Raw genomic sequence first — 17,018 nt, 5'->3', positions numbered from 1 at the left:
GTGCCTGCGTTAGTCTGACCGTTCCTTGCCGGCTGCCGAGCTTTCCATGCCTGACCTGCTTGACCGCTACCCGCTGACGGCGGGCACCTATCACGAACTGCTCGACGACAGCGGGGCGGTGCGCCCGCACTGGCGGCGACTGGTCGACCAATTGCAGCGCAGCACCCCGGCGCAACTGGTGCAGCGTCAGGCGTTGCTGACCCGGCAGATTCAGGAAAACGGTGTCACCTACAACGTCTATGCCGACCCCAAGGGCGCGGATCGTCCGTGGGAACTGGATCTGCTGCCCCACGTGATCGCCGCTGACGAGTGGCAACAACTGTCCGCCGGAATCGCCCAGCGCGCGCGGCTGCTCAATGCGGTGCTGGCGGATCTGTACGGCCCGCAGCGGCTGATCAGCGAAGGGCTGCTGCCGGCAGAACTGGTGTTCGGCCATAACAACTTCCTCTGGCCCTGTCAGGGCATTGCGCCGCCGGACGGGGCCTTTCTGCATCTTTATGCCGTCGATCTGGCGCGCACGCCGGACGGGCGCTGGTGGGTGACGGCGGATCGTACCCAGGCGCCATCCGGCGCCGGTTACGCGCTGGAAAATCGCACCATCGTGTCCCGCGCCTTTCCCGAGTTGTACCGGGATCTGAAAGTGCAGCATCTGGCCGGCTTCTTCCGCACCTTGCAGGAAACCCTGGCCCGTCAGGCCCCCTGCGACGATGACGCGCCGCTGGTGGTGTTGCTGACCCCGGGGCGTTTCAACGAAAGCTATTTCGAGCATCTCTATCTCGCCCGCCAGCTCGGTTATCCGCTGGTGGAGGGTGGAGACCTGACGGTGCGTGATGCCACGGTCTACCTGAAAACCCTCAGCGGCCTGCGCCGGGTGCACGCGATCATGCGCCGGCTCGACGATGACTTCTGTGATCCGCTGGAATTGCGCACGGATTCGGCGCTCGGCGTTCCGGGATTGCTGGAGGCGGTGCGTCAGGGCCGGGTGCTGGTGGCGAACGCGCTGGGCAGTGGCGTGCTGGAGTCGCCGGGGTTGCTGGGTTTCCTGCCGAAGATCAATCAGTACCTGTTCGGCGAAGAGCTGATTCTGCCGTCCATTGCCACGTGGTGGTGCGGCGAAGCGCCGGTGTTGGCCCAGGCCCTGGAAAAACTGCCGGAGCTGTTGATCAAACCGGCGTTTCCGTCGCAAAGTTTTGCGCCGGTATTTGGTCGGGATCTGAGCGAAAAACAGCGTGAAAGTCTCGCCGCGCGCATGCAGGCCCGGCCTTATGCTTATGTCGCGCAAGAACTCGCCCAGTTGTCCCAGGCGCCGATCTGGCAGCCCGAGGACGGGCAACTGCAACCCCGGGCAATCGGCATGCGCATGTACGCGGTGGCCAGTCACGACGGTTATCGGGTGCTGCCCGGTGGCCTGACACGGGTTGCGGCCGAGGCCGATGCCGAAGTGGTGTCGATGCAGCGCGGTGGCGCTAGCAAGGACACCTGGGTGCTCGGGGATCGACCGCCAAGCGGTGAACAGTGGAAAGCCCAGCGCAACATCGGCGTGCCTGATCTGGTGCGCCGTGATCCGTATCTGCCGTCGCGGGTGGTGGAAAACCTGTTCTGGTTCGGCCGTTACTGCGAGCGTTGCGACGACAGCGCGCGGCTGTTGCGCATCATGCTCGCGCGTTACGTCGACGGCGATGACCCGCAAGCCCTGCAGGCTGCGGTGGATCTGGGCGAGCGGCTGATGCTGCTACCGGACGAAGGCGAGCTGCCGGAGCGCTTGCTTGCGGCACTGCTCGGCGAGGACTGGTCGTTCAGCCTGCGCTCCAACCTGCAGCGCTTGCAGTGGGCGGCTTCGCAAGTGCGCGGCAAGTTGTCCCGGGAAAACTGGCAGGCGCTGGTGGAGCTGCAACGTGAGGCTGCGGAACTGGACACCGACGAACCGGACTTCGGCGAGCTGCTGGATTTTCTCAACCGGCTGGTGATGTCGCTGGCGGCGCTGTCCGGGTTTGCCCTTGATGACATGACCCGCGACGAAGGCTGGCGCTTCCTGATGATCGGGCGGCGGATCGAGCGCCTGCAATTTCTCAGCAGCAGCCTCGCGGGTTTTCTGCGCGGCGCCGGGGCGTTCGATCAGGCCGGGCTTGAGTGGTTGCTGGAGCTGGGCAACAGCAGCATCACCTATCGCTCGCGTTATCTGGCAGTGGCGCAGTTGATTCCGGTGCTCGACCTGTTGCTGCTGGATGAGCAGAACCCCCATGCCGTGCTGTTCCAGTTGAAGCTGGTGACTCGCACCCTGAAGCGGCTGAATGATGACTTCGGTGTGCCGAGGGAGGCTGGCTTGCCGCCGCTGGTCGAGCGTCTGGCGCGTTTCGATCTGAGCTGTCTGGAGAATCCGCTGTTCGGCGAATCCAGCGTGCGCTCGGCCCTCGACGGTCTGGCGGACCTGCTGCAGGAGATCGCCGACGCCAGCAGTCAGGTGTCGGATCGTCTGGCCCTGCGCCATTTCGCCCATGTCGATGATGTCAGCCAGCGCACGGTGTCCGTCTGATGAGTGCCCATTACCAGATCCTTCACGACACCTGCTATCGCTACGACAGCCCGGTGTCCCTGGCCCAGCAACTGGCGCATCTGTGGCCGCGCGAATGCGAGTGGCAGCGCTGCACCCAACAGCAATTGCTGATCAGTCCGGAGCCGACCACCCGGCGTGACGAGCAGGATGTGTTCGGCAATCCGCTGACCCGCCTGGCCTTCGAACGGCCCCACGATGAATTGCAGGTCAACGCACGGCTGACGGTCGAAGTGCTGGCGCGGCCCGTGGTGGATTTTCAACAGTCGCCGGCCTGGGAATTGACCCGTAACGCGCTGACCTACAGCAGCCAGCCGTTGTCCGCCTCATTGCTGGAAGCCTGTCGCTATCGATTCCAGTCGCCCTACGTGCATCTGAAGCGCAGTTTCGTCGAGTTCTCGGAGAGCTGTTTCCCGGCCGGCCGGCCGTTGATGCTGGGTGTGCAGGCTCTGATGCAGAAGATCTTCAGCGAATTCACCTTCGATGCCGAAGCGACGCAAGTCGCGACGCCGCTGGTGGAAGTGCTGGAGCGCCGGCGCGGGGTCTGTCAGGACTTCGCGCACCTGATGCTCGCCTGCGTGCGCTCACGCGGGTTGGCGGCGCGTTACGTCAGCGGCTACCTGCTGACCCAGCCGCCACCGGGGCAGCCACGGTTGATCGGCGCCGACGCGTCCCATGCCTGGGTTTCGGTGTTTTGCCCGGTGCTGGGCTGGGTGGACTTCGATCCGACAAACAATGTGCAGCCGGCACTGGAGCACATCACCCTGGCCTGGGGCCGGGATTTTTCCGATGTCTCGCCGTTGCGTGGGGTGATTCTGGGGGGAGGGAGTCATGATCCGGAGGTGCGGGTCACGGTGATGCCACTGGAGTAAGTGCGATCCATCGTGGGAGCCAGTCAGCTCCCACAATGGAGGGTGTTCAATTTCGCGATTCAGCTCAGGCGTCGGGTGCCTGGTCTTTCGGTGCCTCAACATCATCATCGGTCGCCACTTCACCGTCAGGGTTCAGTGCCGCTTCTTCAGCCATCTGTTTCTTGCGCTGAAGCTTTTCCTCTTTCTTCTGTTCCTTGGCCAGGTCACGTTGACGTTTGGCGAAGGAGTAATTGGGTTTGGCCATGGGCGATCCTCTGGGGTCGAAGGTGAGGTTGAGCGGCGCGTATTCTGCCCTGTATCGGTGCCCGGCGGTTAACCGGGTTTCTGGTCGACCCATTTTGGCGTGACGGTGGGCTTCCAGTTGTCGAGGGCTTCGAGCAGTGTTTGCGGCGATTCGCTCACTTGCAGCATGTCACGGTGCGGCGCACGAACGAAGCCTTCGCCGACGATGTGATCAAGAAATGCAGTGAGTTTGCTGTAGAAACCGTTCACTTCCAGCAGGCCCAGCGGCTTGCCGTGGTAGCCGAGCTGGCCCCAGGTCCAGACTTCGAACAGCTCCTCCAGGGTGCCGAGGCCACCGGGCAGGGCGATGAACGCATCGCTGAGTTCGGCCATCCGCGCCTTGCGCGCGTGCATGCCGTCGACCACTTCCAGACGGGTCAGGCTCTTGTGACCTATTTCCTTGTCCATCAGGCTCTGCGGAATGATGCCGATCACTTCGCCACCGGCCGCCAGCGCGGCGTCAGCGACAATCCCCATCAGGCCGACGGCGCCACCGCCGTAGACCAGCGTCAGCTTACGTTCTGCGAGAGCTGTGCCGAGGGCAATGGCGGCTTTGGTGTACGCCGGGGTGGTGCCGGCGTTGGCACCGCAAAATACACAAACGGATGTGAGAGACATGCCTTCCTCCTGGGTCAATCGGTCACAGGGTAATGGCTGGCACGCCTTGATCCAAGGGCTAGACTTCGCGTTTCGGGGTTTCATAGGTGCCGCTTGCACCACAGGCGTAGGCGGCGAGCAGACTGCACAACAGGCTGTTGAAGGACATGACGGATGCTCCAGATGAACGTTGAGCCCTGAAGATACGGCCCGGCCAAACGTCTGGCTGTTAGATTGTTTCGATGAGTGTCATAGCCTGAAAGTTGTATACAATTTTTGACTCAAGTCATAGGAACTTGCGAAGATTTCAGGCAGTCTTCCAACCATTCGTGTTTTTGTTAACCCTGCCTTGGAGATTCACCATGTTTTCCAAAGTTGTTGCGGTATCCCTGCTGGCGCTGGCCAGCAGCCAATTGATGGCTGCCGAGTGCAAAACCACCGTTGATTCCACCGACCAGATGTCCTTCAACACCAAGGCCATCGAAATCGACAAGAGCTGCAAAACCTTCACCGTCGAGCTGACCCACTCCGGCAGCCTGCCGAAGAACGTCATGGGCCATAACCTGGTGATCAGCAAAGAAGCCGACATGCAGCCGATCGCCACCGACGGCCTGGCCGCCGGCATCGACAAGAACTACCTGAAGGACGGTGACGAGCGCGTTATCGCTCACACCAAGATCATCGGCGCCAAGGAAACCGACTCGCTGACCATCGACGTGTCCAAGCTCAAGGCTGACGAGAAGTACAGCTTCTTCTGCTCGTTTCCGGGCCACATCTCGATGATGAAAGGCACCGTGACCCTGAAGTAAGCAATACAAGGTCAAAAAAAAAGCGTCCTGAAGGACGCTTTTTTTATGCCCTGGATTCAAGGCGCAAACGGCATGACCCGCTTGTGATGGGTCTTTTTGTAGGTGTTGACGATGATGTCGAACGCTTCCTGACGCACCGGCTCGCCGTGCAGGAAGGCGTCGATCTCGGCGTAGGTCACACCGTGGGACGCCTCGTCCGGCTTGCCCGGCGACAGGTCCTCCAGATCCGCCGTCGGCACTTTTTCCACCAGCGATTCCGGTGCGCCGAAGCTGCGGGCGATGGCCCGGACCTGATTTTTCACCAGACCGCTGAGCGGGGCCAGGTCGCAGGCGCCGTCGCCGAACTTGGTGAAGAAACCCATCACCGCTTCCGCCGCGTGGTCGGTGCCGATCACCAGGCCATGGGCCGCGCCGGCGATGGTGTACTGGGCGACCATGCGCATCCGCGCCTTGGTGTTGCCGAGCACGAAATCCACCGACACCGCGTGCTTGCCTTCGAAGGCTGCGACTTCGCTGGCCAGGGATTTGACTGCCGGGCCGATGTTGACGGTGTGGCGCTCGTCCGGGGCGATGAAGTCCACCGAGGCCTGGGCATCGTGTTCATCGAACTGCACGTCGTACGGCAGGCGCACGGCGATGAACTTGTAAGCCTCGTCACCGGTGCGCTCGCGCAGTTCACGCATGGCGCGCTGGGCCAAAAGGCCTGCGGTCAGCGAATCGACGCCGCCACTGATGCCCAGCACCAGGGTCTTGAGTCCGGAACTGGTCAGGCAATCCTGGATGAAGGTGATGCGTCGGGCGACTTCCGCTTCGAGGGCCTGGTAATCGGCGAACGGCGGCTGAACGTTGAGCTGTTCAGCAATCTCACGCTGTACGGCTTGCATGAATTCACTCCTTGCTAGAAAGGCTGGAAACGGCAGGAACCTGGAAAACGTGTCGCAAATAGGCGACGAAATTCGGGTCTTTGCAGTGGGTCTTGCCCGGCTCGTCGGAGATCTTCGCCACCGGTTGGCCATTGCAGGCGGTCATTTTAAGCACGATGCTCATCGGTTCGACACCCGGAATGTCACAGGTCAGGTTGGTGCCGATGCCGAAGCTGACATTGATCCGGCCGCGCAGCGCCCGGAAGATCTCCAGCGACTTGGGCAGCGTCAGGCTGTCGGAGAACACCAGGGTCTTGCTCATCGGGTCGATGCCGAGCTTGTGATAGTGGGCGATGCATTTTTCGCCCCACTGCACCGGATCTCCGGAATCGTGACGCAAACCGTCGAACAGCTTGGCGAAGAACAGATCGAAGTCGCCGAGGAACGCGTCGGTGGTGATGCAGTCGGTCAGGGCGATCCCCAGCAGCCCGCGATACTCGCGAACCCAGCAATCGAGGGCGGCGATCTGGCTGTCGATCAGCCGTGGACCGAGTTGCTGGTGGGCCATGATCCACTCATGAGCCATGGTGCCCAGCGGTTTCATGTCCAGTTCGCGGGACAGGTGGACGTTGCTGGTGCCGACGAAACGCCCGGGGAAATCGTGCTTGAGCACGTTCACCACTTCCTCTTGCACGCGGTAGGAAAACCGCCGGCGTGTGCCGAAATCGGCGACCTGCAACTGCGACAATTCTTCCGCCGAGGCGTTGGCGGTCAGCCAGTCGAATTTGCGATACAGCTGTTCGCGGGCCTGTTCCAGCACCGTTTCACGGTAGCGATAGCGGTTGCGCACTTCGCTGACGATCGCCAGCAGCGGCACTTCAAACAGGATCACATGCAGCCACGGCCCGCGCAGGCGGATGAACAACTCGCCGTTCTCGATGCCGGTGTGCAGGTAGCGCAGGTTGAAACGGAACAGACCGAGGAACCGCAGGAAATCCGGCTTGAGGAACGAGATGCGCTCGAGAAAACTCAACTGATCGGCGCTCAGACTCAACTCGGCCAGACGCTCGACCTGGAAGCGGATCTCCGCCAGATACGGGCGCAGATCTTCACTGTTACGGCAACGAAACTCCCATTCGACTTCGACGTTGGGGTAGTTGTGCAGCACCGCCTGCATCATCGTCAGTTTGTAGAAGTCGGTGTCGAGCAGGTTCTGCACGATGCGATCGGCAAACACACTCTCGCTCATAACGGGGTCTCCAGACGGGCCGCGCGTTGGCGCGGTATCAATCAATGGCGCTAGTGGCGCATATCCGGGGTGGGGATTGCCAGCGATTTTTATCCCGGCACAGCGCCTCAGACCGCATCGGGACTGTCGATCTGCTCCAGCATCCACTTCACGAAATCCCGCACCTTGGGCACTTCTGCCGCGTGTTCCGGGTAGGCCAGGTAATAGGCATCGGTGCTGGGCATTGCATGCTGCCAGGGAATGACCAGTTTGCCGTCGGCCAATTCCTCTTCCACCAGAAACCTCGGCAGCAGGGCGACGCCGCAACCGACCTGCGCCGCGCGGATGCACATATAAAAGGTTTCGAAACGCGGGCCGTGGTAGCTGTGTTCGGTCTGGTAACCCTGGCTGTCGAACCAGTCGTGCCACGCTTGCGGGCGCGAAGCATTCTGCAGCAGGACCAGATCGGTGAGTTGCGTTGGATCAGTCAACGGAGTGTCCGGCAGGCTGCTCGGCGCGCAGACCGGCACCAGTTCTTCGCCGAACAGCTTCAGGCATTCGGTGCCGGGACGTGAACCCTGGCCGAAATAGAATGCCAGGTCGCTGCGCCCTTGCAGCAGGTCATCGGCTTCCTGCTCGTTGCACAGGTCCAGATGAATCGATGGATGGCGCAGACGCCAGCCCTTGAGGCGCGGCACCAGCCAGCGGGCGCCGAAGGTCGAGGGTGTGGAAACGCGCAGGACTTCGGTTTCGCCGCCGTAGGAACGCAGGTAATGGGTCGACATCTCGACCTGGGTCAGGATTTTTCTGACTTCCACCAGGTACAGATCGCCGGCCGGGGTCATCTGCAAACGCCGGCGCACCCGGCGGAACAACAAGTGCTGCAGCAATTCTTCGAGCTGCGCCACCTGCTTGCTGACAGCGCTCTGGGTCAGGTTCAATTCCTCGGCGGCCCGGGTGAAACTCAGGTGCCGGGTCACGGCCTCGAAGCACTGCAACGCGGTGATCGACGGCAAGTGGCGTTTGTTCAGCATGGGCGATCCTTTTCTTGTCTTTCTGCGCAGCATGAATAAACGGAATGATATCTCGCGTAAAGGTCGTTTGTTGCACAGCCTTCCTGACGCTACAACTAAAGGTCTGCCCGGTCGTGAAAACGCGCCCGCACACATTCAGTTTTTTGCTCGAGGAGTGACCCATGGTTGCCGCATTGCTTGATCGTCTAGGTGTGAACCCGGCCCTGTACCAGAACGGCAAAGTGCCGGTGCATTCGCCCATCGACGGCAGCCGCATCGGCGCCGTGAACTGGGAAGGCCCGGCCGAAGTCGAGCAGCACATCAGTCGCGCAGATCATGCGTTCGAACAATGGCGCAAGGTACCGGCCCCGCGTCGCGGCGAGCTGGTGCGTCAGTTCGGCGAAGTGCTGCGTGAATACAAGACCGAACTCGGTGAACTGGTGTCCTGGGAAGCGGGCAAGATCACCCAGGAAGGCCTCGGTGAAGTGCAGGAGATGATCGACATCTGCGATTTCGCCGTCGGGCTGTCCCGCCAGTTGTACGGTTTGACCATCGCCTCCGAGCGCCCGGGCCACCACATGCGTGAAACCTGGCACCCGCTGGGCGTGGTCGGCGTGATCAGTGCGTTCAACTTCCCGGTCGCGGTGTGGGCGTGGAACACCACGCTGGCGCTGGTCTGCGGCAACCCGGTGGTATGGAAGCCGTCGGAGAAAACCCCGCTGACCGCGCTGGCCTGTCAGGCGCTGTTCGAACGCGTACTGAAGAATTTCAGCGATGCCCCGGCGCACCTGAGCCAGGTGATCATCGGTGGTCGTGATGCCGGCGAAGCGCTGGTGGATGACCCGCGTGTCGCGCTGATCAGCGCCACCGGCAGCACCCGCATGGGCCGCGAAGTGGCGCCGAAAGTCGCCGCGCGTTTCGCCCGCAGCATTCTCGAACTGGGTGGCAACAACGCAATGATCCTCGGCCCGAGCGCCGATCTGGACATGGCAGTGCGCGCCATTCTGTTCAGCGCCGTCGGCACCGCCGGCCAGCGTTGCACCACGTTGCGTCGCCTGATCGCCCATGAATCGGTGAAAGAAGAAATCGTCACCCGCCTGAAAGCCGCGTACTCCAAGGTCCGTATTGGCCATCCGCTGGAAGGTAACCTGATCGGCCCGCTGATCGACAAACACAGCTTCGAAAACATGCAGGACGCGCTGGAGCAGGCACTGAGCGAGGGCGGTCGGGTATTCGGCGGCAAGCGCCAACTGGAAGATCAATTCCCCAATGCTTACTACGTGGCGCCGGCCATTGTTGAAATGCCGGAGCAGAGCGACGTGGTGTGCAGCGAGACCTTCGCGCCGATCCTGTACGTGGTCGGTTACAGCGATTTCGAAGAGGCGCTGCGCCTGAACAACGCCGTGCCGCAAGGGTTGTCGTCGTGCATCTTCACCACCGATGTGCGCGAGGCCGAGAAATTCATGTCGGCGGTCGGCAGTGACTGCGGCATTGCCAACGTCAATATCGGCCCGAGCGGCGCGGAAATCGGCGGCGCGTTTGGCGGTGAAAAAGAAACCGGTGGTGGTCGTGAGTCGGGCTCGGATGCATGGCGTGCGTATATGCGTCGGCAGACCAATACCGTGAACTACTCGCTGGAGTTGCCGCTGGCGCAAGGCATTACTTTCGACTGACAGTTTTCTCAAAAGCTATTGATCGTTCCCACGCTCTGCGTGGGAATGCTGCACCGAACGCTCCGCGTTCGCTTTCGGGACGCAGAGCGTCCCTGACTGCGTTCCCACGCAGAGCATGGGAACGATCATTTTGGTGTGTTTGGCAGGTTTCTGTTGGAGTCTGGCAATGCCGTTACGCGAAGAATGTCTGTGGGAAAAACTCACGCCGCAACGACCGGATAACACGGCGCTCAGGGGCGAGGTCAAAGTCGATGTCTGCGTGATCGGCGCCGGGTTTACCGGGCTGTCGGCGGCGCTGCATCTGTTGGAGAAGGGCAAGAGCGTCTGCGTGCTCGAAGCCCATCGCGCCGGGCATGGCGGCTCCGGGCGCAACGTCGGGCTGGTCAACGCCGGGATGTGGATTCCGCCGGACGAGATCGAAGCCGGCTTCGGCGAGGCGGTCGGCAGTCAGCTCAACCGCATGCTCGGTGCGGCGCCGGCGCTGGTGTTCAGCCTTGTGGATAAATACAACATCGATTGCCAGTTGCGCCGCGAAGGCACCCTGCACATGGCGCACAACGCCAAGGGTGAGGCGGATCTGCGCAGTCGCGAAGAACAGTGGAAACGCCGCGGTGCGCCGGTCGAACTGCTGACCGGCAAGGCCTGTGAACAGGCGACCGGCACACAGAAGATTGCCGCCGCGCTTCTCGACCGGCGCGCCGGTACGCTCAATCCGATGGCCTACGTCACCGGGCTGGCCAACGCTGTCATCAGCCTTGGCGGGCAGATGTTCGATCACTCCCCGGTCGCGCGTCTTGAGCGTCAGGCTCAGAAATGGTCGGTGCAGACCGAGCAGGGTTCGGTGCTCGCCGAACAGGTAGTGATCGCCTCCAACGCCTACACCGAAGGCGACTGGACCGAACTCAAGCGCAATTTCTTTCCCGGTTACTACTATCAGGTCGCTTCGGTGCCGCTCACCGAAGACGCCGCCCAGGAAATTCTCCCGGGCGGGCAGGGCTCGTGGGATACCCGTCAGGTGCTGAGCAGTATCCGCCGTGACAAGGATGGTCGTCTGCTGCTGGGCAGTCTCGGCAACGGCAATCAGAAACCGACCTGGTTCCTCAAGGCCTGGGCCGACCGGGTGCAGCAGCATTACTTCCCCAACCTCAAACCCGTGGAGTGGGAATGCACCTGGACCGGGCGCATCGCTTTCACTCCCGATCACCTGATGCGCCTGTTCGAGCCGGCGCCGGGACTGGTGGCCGTCACCGGTTATAACGGCCGTGGCGTGACCACCGGCACCGTGGTCGGCAAGGCCTTCGCCGATTACCTGTGTAACGGAAATCCTCAGGCATTACCGATCCCCTTCGCACCGATGCAGCCCCTGGCGGGTGTGGGGTTGCGCAGTTGTCTGTACGAGGCGGGGTTCTCGCTGTATCACGCGGGCCAGTGCCTGCGGATCGTCATTTGAGTGTTGAAATATGTTGCCGGAAGCGGCGCTTTTCGATGTAGCGACTAGCCTGTAATGGTGCGGGTTGTAGCAGTCCCGCACCAGCAGTGTGCAGTTCGGTGACGCGGGCTGTTACAGGCTGGTTGCACGTCGTTTGGCGCCGCGGTTGCAATGATGGCGCGTGCGGGTTGCGCCTGAAAAAATAATTGGTTTCACCTTCCGCGGTTTAGACGGTTGCACGCCCAATGAAAATGGGAACGAAACAGTCGAAATAACAAGAAAGCAGCGACTTTTTGAAGAATAAAAAACCGATGGCACGGCCCTTGCTCTGAGCATTCAAGTGAAGTCGCAGTGCCAACTAAAAAAAACCTTGGAGCACCACCTCATGTCCCAGACGTTTTACAAGAAAGGCTTTCTGGCCCTCGCAGTGGCTACTGCGCTGGGTGTTTCTGCGTTTGCACAAGCTGATGTGAAAATCGGTGTGGCGGGTCCGATGACGGGCGCCAACGCGGCATTTGGCGAACAGTACATGAAAGGGGCACAAGCGGCGGCCGACGCGGTCAACGCGGCGGGCGGCGTCAACGGGGAGAAGATCGTCCTGGTCAAGGGCGATGACGCTTGCGAGCCGAAACAGGCGGTGACGGTCGCCAAGGACCTCACCAACCAGAAGGTCGCCGGTGTGGTCGGCCACTTCTGCTCGTCCTCCACCATTCCTGCGTCCGAGATCTACGACGAAGCCGGCATCATCGCGATCACCCCGGGTTCCACCAACCCGCAAGTGACCGAGCGCGGCCTGAGCGCCATGTTCCGTATGTGCGGCCGTGACGACCAGCAAGGCATCGTCGCCGGCGATTACATCGTCGACGTGCTCAAGGGCAAGAAAGTCGTCGTGCTGCACGACAAGGACACCTACGGTCAGGGCCTGGCCGACGCGACCAAGGCTCAGCTGGAAAAACGCGGCGTGAAACCGGTGCTGTACGAAGGCCTGACCCGTGGCGAAAAAGACTTCAGCACCATCGTCACCAAGATCCGTGGCGCCGGCGCCGATGTCGTCTACTTCGGTGGCCTGCACCCGGAAGCCGGCCCGCTGGTTCGCCAACTGCGTGAACAAGGCCTGAAAGACGTCAAGTTCATGTCCGATGACGGCATCGTGACCGACGAACTGGTGACCACCGCCGGTGGCCCGCAATTCGTCGACGGCGTGCTGATGACCTTCGGTGCCGACCCACGCCTGCTGCCAGACAGCAAGACCGTGGTAGATGCATTCCGCAAGGCTGGCACCGAGCCTGAAGGCTACACCCTGTACGCCTATGCATCGGTTCAGGCCCTGGCCGCCGCCTTCAACGGCGCCAAGTCGAACAAGGGCGAGGAGGCCGCTGCCTGGCTGAAGAAGAACCCGGTCAAGACCGTCATGGGTGAGAAGACCTGGGACTCCAAAGGCGACCTGAAGGTCTCCGACTACGTGGTCTACCAGTGGGACAAGGATGGCAAATATCACCAGCTGGAAAAACAGAAATAACGGCACCTGATCAACCGGACGCCACATTCCCTGTGGGAGCGTGCTTGCCCGCGATGACGGCCTGACAGTCGACAACTTTGTTGAATGTTCTACCGCTATCGCTGGCAAGCCAGCTCCCACAAGGGGGCTGCGGTTTCCTGTCTGACATTGCTCCGACGTAAATCTGTATTTTTCCTAGAAGAACCGCGCGCCCCAGGGTGTGCAGGTTCTCACTGCGTGAGATTGCGTTATGGATGGTATTTTCCTGCAGCAACTGGTCAACGGCCTGACCCTCGGGTCGGTCTACGGCCTGATCGCCATCGGCTACACAATGGTCTACGGCATCATCGGCATGATCAACTTCGCCCACGGCGAGGTTTACATGATTTCTGCTTACCTGGCGGCAATCAGTCTGGCTCTGCTGGCTTACTTCGGTATTGAATCCTTCCCGCTGCTGATGCTTGGCACCCTGATATTCACCATCGTGATCACGGCGGTGTATGGCTGGGTCATCGAGCGAGTCGCTTACAAACCCCTGCGCAACTCCACCCGACTGGCACCGTTGATCAGCGCCATCGGCATCTCCCTGATTCTGCAAAACTACGCACAGATCGCCCAGGGCGCCAAACAACAGGGCGTACCCACGCTGCTGACCGGTGCATGGCGTGTCGAAGTCGGTACCGGCTTCGTGCAACTGACCTACACCAAAGTCTTCATCCTGGTGGCCGCATTCGTCGGCATGGGCCTGCTGACCTACGTCATCAAGTACACCAAACTCGGGCGCATGTGCCGTGCGACCCAGCAAGACCGCAAAATGGCTTCTATCCTCGGCATCAACACCGACCGGGTCATTTCCTACGTGTTCATCATCGGTGCGGCCATGGCGGCGTTGGCCGGCGTGCTGATCACCATGAACTACGGCACCTTCGACTTCTATGCCGGCTTCATCATCGGCATCAAGGCATTTACTGCGGCGGTACTGGGCGGGATCGGTTCGCTGCCTGGCGCCATGCTCGGCGGGATCATCCTCGGGATCTCCGAGTCGCTGTTCTCGGGCCTGGTCAACTCCGACTACAAAGACGTGTTCAGCTTCTCGCTGCTCGTACTTGTTCTGGTCTTCCGGCCTCAGGGCCTGCTGGGTCGTCCTCTTGTGTCGAAGGTGTAAGCGATGTCTTCAACCACTACAAAATCCATCGATGTCAAAAAAAGCCTGGTTGAGGCGATTCTCGCCGGTCTGATTGCCCTGATCGTGTTCGGGCCGATTGTCGGCGTGGTACTCGACGGCTACAGCTTCAACCTCGAACCGACCCGCGTGGCGTGGATCATTGCCATCGTCATGGCCGGCCGTTTTGCCCTCAGTCTGTTCCTGCAAACCCCGAAGGGCCTGCGCATTCTCGACGGATTCGAGAGTACCGGTTCCGGCGTGCACGTGCTGGCCCCGGACTACAAATCGCGCCTGCGCTGGATCATCCCGCTGATGATCGCCATCGCCGTGGCGTTGCCGTTCTTCTCCAACTCCTACCTGCTGGGCGTGGTCATCCTCGGACTGATCTACGTGCTGCTGGGTCTGGGCCTGAACATCGTGGTCGGTCTGGCCGGCCTGCTCGACCTGGGTTACGTGGCGTTCTACGCCATCGGCGCCTACGGTCTGGCGCTCGGATATCAGTACCTCGGCCTGGGCTTCTGGACCGTGCTGCCGCTGGCGGCGATCACTGCTGGCCTTGCCGGTTGCATCCTCGGTTTCCCGGTGCTGCGCCTGCACGGCGACTATCTGGCGATCGTGACCCTGGGTTTCGGTGAAATCATTCGTCTGGTGCTCAACAACTGGCTGTCCCTGACCGGCGGCCCGAACGGCATGCCGGCGCCACTGCCGACCTTCTTCGGTCTGGAATTCGGCAAGCGGGCGAAGGATGGAGGGGTACCGTTTCACGAGTTCTTCGGCATCGCCTACAACCCGGATGTGAAGTACTACTTCATTTATGCGGTGCTGTTCCTGGTGGTGCTGGCCGTGCTGTACATCAAGCATCGTCTGGTGAAGATGCCGGTTGGCCGCGCCTGGGAAGCCTTGCGTGAAGACGAGATCGCCTGCCGCTCGATGGGCCTCAATCACGTACTGGTCAAGCTCTCGGCGTTCACTATCGGTGCGTCGACGGCAGGTCTGGCGGGTGTGTTCTTCGCCACCTATCAAGGTTTCGTCAACCCGACCTCGTTCACCTTCTTCGAATCGGCATTGATCCTCGCCATCGTGGTACTCGGCGGTATGGGCTCGACCATCGGTGTGGTGATCGCAGCGTTCGTGCTGACCGTCGCTCCGGAACTGCTGCGCGGCTTCGCCGAATACCGCGTGCTGCTGTTCGGGATCCTGATGGTGTTGATGATGATCTGGCGACCTCGCGGGCTGATCCGCATCAGCCGCACCGGGGTCACTCCACGCAAAGGTGCCATTCACTATGAGAGGACTGCGCCATGAGTGAAGTCGTACTCTCTGTTGAAAAACTGATGATGCACTTCGGTGGCATCAAGGCCTTGAGCGATGTCAGCCTGAAGGTCAAGCGCAACTCGATCTTCGCCCTGATCGGCCCCAACGGCGCCGGCAAGACCACGGTGTTCAACTGCCTGACCGGTTTCTATAAAGCCTCCGGCGGCAAGATCGAACTCAACGTGCGCGGCCAGCAGACCAACGTCATCCAGCTGCTGGGCGAGTCGTTCAAACCGACCGACTTCGTCTCGCCGAAAAACTTTGCCAGCCGTCTGTATTACAAGATGTTCGGCGGCACCCACCTGGTGAACCGCGCGGGCCTGGCCCGGACGTTCCAGAACATTCGCCTGTTCAAGGAAATGTCGGTGCTGGAAAACCTGCTGGTGGCCCAGCACATGTGGGTCAACCGCAACATGCTGGCCGGCATCCTCAACACCAAGGGCTATCGCAAGGCCGAAAGTGATGCGCTGGACTGCGCGTTCTACTGGCTGGAAGTGGTGGATCTGGTGGACTGCGCCAACCGTCTGGCCGGTGAGCTTTCCTACGGCCAGCAACGCCGTCTGGAAATCGCCCGGGCCATGTGCACGCGGCCGCAGATCATCTGCCTCGACGAACCGGCCGCCGGCCTCAACCCTCAGGAAACCGAAGCGCTGAGCGCGATGATCCGGCTGCTGCGCGACGAGCACGATCTGACCGTGGTGCTGATCGAACACGACATGGGCATGGTAATGAGCATTTCCGATCACATTGTGGTGCTGGACCACGGCATCGTCATCGCCGAGGGCGGGCCGGACGCCATTCGTAACGATCCGAAAGTGATCGCGGCCTACCTGGGCGCCGACGAAGAGGAAGTCGTATGACGCAACCCATCCTCGAACTCAAGGATCTGGACGTGTTCTACGGTCCGATCCAGGCCCTCAAAGGCGTTTCGCTGCAGATCAACGAAGGGGAAACCGTCAGCCTGATCGGCTCCAACGGTGCCGGTAAATCCACCCTGCTGATGTCGATCTTCGGCCAGCCACGGGCGACGGGCGGGCAGATCCTCTATCAAGGCGTGGACATTACCCACAAGTCATCTCACTACATCGCTTCCAACGGCATTGCGCAATCGCCGGAAGGGCGGCGGGTGTTCCCCGACATGACCGTCGAGGAAAACCTGCTGATGGGCACCATTCCGATCGGCGACAAGTACGCCAAAGAAGACATGCAGCGCATGTTCGAGCTGTTCCCGCGGCTCGAAGAGCGCCGCACGCAGCGGGCGATGACCATGTCTGGCGGCGAGCAGCAGATGCTCGCCATCGCCCGGGCGCTGATGAGCCGGCCCAAGCTGTTGCTGCTGGATGAACCAAGCCTGGGGCTGGCGCCGATCGTGGTGAAACAGATCTTCGCCACCCTGCGGGAACTGGCGAAAACCGGGATGACCATTTTCCTCGTCGAGCAGAACGCCAACCATGCGTTGAAACTGTCCGACCGGGCGTACGTGATGGTCAACGGCGAGATCCGCCTGACGGGCACCGGCCAGGAATTGCTGGTGAACGAGGAAGTGCGCAACGCTTACCTCGGCGGTCACTGATCGTTTGAAGTTGTCCACAAGCCCCGATGCGTGAGTGTCGGGGCTTTTTTGCGTCTGCTCGTTCACTGGAAACCAGGACTTTCGGGAAATTGTGGAAAACAAAATCGCCAACCTGCCAAAGCGCGACATAAAGCCGCTGCAAATGGCTGTT

At 61.1% G+C, this 17,018-nt stretch carries 15 protein-coding genes; 10 read left to right on the top strand and 5 right to left on the bottom strand.

The window, feature by feature from the left end:
* Positions 1–46 precede the first annotated feature (46 nt).
* Both GQX66_RS28020 and GQX66_RS28015 read left to right on the top strand, forming a co-directional pair.
* Positions 47–2,533, top strand: coding sequence for a circularly permuted type 2 ATP-grasp protein (locus GQX66_RS28020; protein ID WP_240872099.1), 2,487 nt, complete (start codon positions 47–49; stop codon positions 2,531–2,533).
* The gene (locus GQX66_RS28015; RefSeq protein WP_240872098.1) at positions 2,533–3,423 is read left to right on the top strand and encodes a transglutaminase family protein; all 891 of its coding nucleotides are present in this window, start codon (positions 2,533–2,535) and stop codon (positions 3,421–3,423) included. The genes GQX66_RS28020 and GQX66_RS28015 overlap by 1 nt, the downstream gene beginning before the upstream one ends.
* 64 nt (positions 3,424–3,487) lie before the next feature.
* On the opposite strand, the gene GQX66_RS28010 is transcribed toward GQX66_RS28015, so the two are convergent.
* Both GQX66_RS28010 and GQX66_RS28005 read right to left on the bottom strand, forming a co-directional pair.
* Entirely contained in the window at positions 3,488–3,667 is a 180-nt protein-coding gene (locus tag GQX66_RS28010) for a hypothetical protein (protein WP_007950694.1), read from the bottom strand.
* Positions 3,668–3,735: 68 nt separating this feature from the next.
* Complete coding sequence (locus GQX66_RS28005) at positions 3,736–4,323, bottom strand: TIGR00730 family Rossman fold protein (protein WP_085746516.1); 588 nt, start codon at positions 4,321–4,323, stop codon at positions 3,736–3,738.
* A gap of 341 nt (positions 4,324–4,664) precedes the next feature.
* Here GQX66_RS28005 and azu point away from each other — a divergent pair, with 341 nt between their 5' ends.
* The gene (gene azu / locus GQX66_RS28000; RefSeq protein WP_240872097.1) at positions 4,665–5,111 is read left to right on the top strand and encodes an azurin; all 447 of its coding nucleotides are present in this window, start codon (positions 4,665–4,667) and stop codon (positions 5,109–5,111) included.
* Between the two features lie 56 nt (positions 5,112–5,167).
* Here the strand turns inward: azu and nadE are convergent, their stop codons facing one another.
* From nadE to GQX66_RS27985, 3 genes are all read right to left on the bottom strand, one after another.
* Entirely contained in the window at positions 5,168–5,995 is an 828-nt protein-coding gene (gene nadE / locus GQX66_RS27995; protein ID WP_007950678.1) for an ammonia-dependent NAD(+) synthetase, read from the bottom strand.
* A gap of 4 nt (positions 5,996–5,999) precedes the next feature.
* The gene (gene pncB / locus GQX66_RS27990; protein ID WP_085685119.1) at positions 6,000–7,223 is read right to left on the bottom strand and encodes a nicotinate phosphoribosyltransferase; all 1,224 of its coding nucleotides are present in this window, start codon (positions 7,221–7,223) and stop codon (positions 6,000–6,002) included.
* Between the two features lie 107 nt (positions 7,224–7,330).
* A complete protein-coding gene (locus GQX66_RS27985) occupies positions 7,331–8,236 on the bottom strand; it encodes a LysR family transcriptional regulator (protein WP_007950669.1) in 906 nt (301 codons plus the stop codon).
* 161 nt (positions 8,237–8,397) lie between these two features.
* Here GQX66_RS27985 and GQX66_RS27980 point away from each other — a divergent pair, with 161 nt between their 5' ends.
* The 7 genes from GQX66_RS27980 (at position 8,398) to GQX66_RS27950 (ending at position 16,867) form a co-directional block, all read left to right on the top strand.
* Positions 8,398–9,888, top strand: coding sequence for an aldehyde dehydrogenase family protein (locus tag GQX66_RS27980; RefSeq protein WP_007950668.1), 1,491 nt, complete (start codon positions 8,398–8,400; stop codon positions 9,886–9,888).
* Positions 9,889–10,054: 166 nt separating this feature from the next.
* On the top strand, positions 10,055–11,338 hold the full coding sequence (locus tag GQX66_RS27975; RefSeq protein ID WP_085746518.1) for an FAD-binding oxidoreductase: 1,284 nt from the start codon (positions 10,055–10,057) through the stop codon (positions 11,336–11,338).
* Between the two features lie 364 nt (positions 11,339–11,702).
* The gene (locus tag GQX66_RS27970; protein ID WP_011332206.1) at positions 11,703–12,836 is read left to right on the top strand and encodes an ABC transporter substrate-binding protein; all 1,134 of its coding nucleotides are present in this window, start codon (positions 11,703–11,705) and stop codon (positions 12,834–12,836) included.
* Positions 12,837–13,065: 229 nt separating this feature from the next.
* Positions 13,066–13,980: a branched-chain amino acid ABC transporter permease gene (locus GQX66_RS27965; protein WP_007915894.1), complete on the top strand. Its 915-nt coding sequence runs from the start codon at positions 13,066–13,068 to the stop codon at positions 13,978–13,980.
* 3 nt (positions 13,981–13,983) lie between these two features.
* Positions 13,984–15,285, top strand: a complete 1,302-nt coding sequence (gene livM, locus GQX66_RS27960; RefSeq protein WP_039766706.1) for a high-affinity branched-chain amino acid ABC transporter permease LivM — start codon at positions 13,984–13,986, stop codon at positions 15,283–15,285.
* Positions 15,282–16,154, top strand: coding sequence for an ATP-binding cassette domain-containing protein (locus GQX66_RS27955; RefSeq protein WP_007950657.1), 873 nt, complete (start codon positions 15,282–15,284; stop codon positions 16,152–16,154). The genes livM and GQX66_RS27955 overlap by 4 nt, the downstream gene beginning before the upstream one ends.
* Complete coding sequence (locus GQX66_RS27950) at positions 16,151–16,867, top strand: ABC transporter ATP-binding protein (RefSeq protein ID WP_085746520.1); 717 nt, start codon at positions 16,151–16,153, stop codon at positions 16,865–16,867. Before GQX66_RS27955 ends, GQX66_RS27950 begins: the two co-directional genes overlap by 4 nt.
* The last annotated feature ends 151 nt before the right edge of the window (positions 16,868–17,018 follow it).

The sequence above is a fragment of the Pseudomonas sp. B707 genome, from assembly GCF_022496685.1.
GTDB classification, from domain to species: Bacteria; Pseudomonadota; Gammaproteobacteria; order Pseudomonadales; family Pseudomonadaceae; genus Aquipseudomonas; species Aquipseudomonas paraglycinae.
This window is presented reverse-complemented; position numbering and strand designations above follow the sequence as displayed.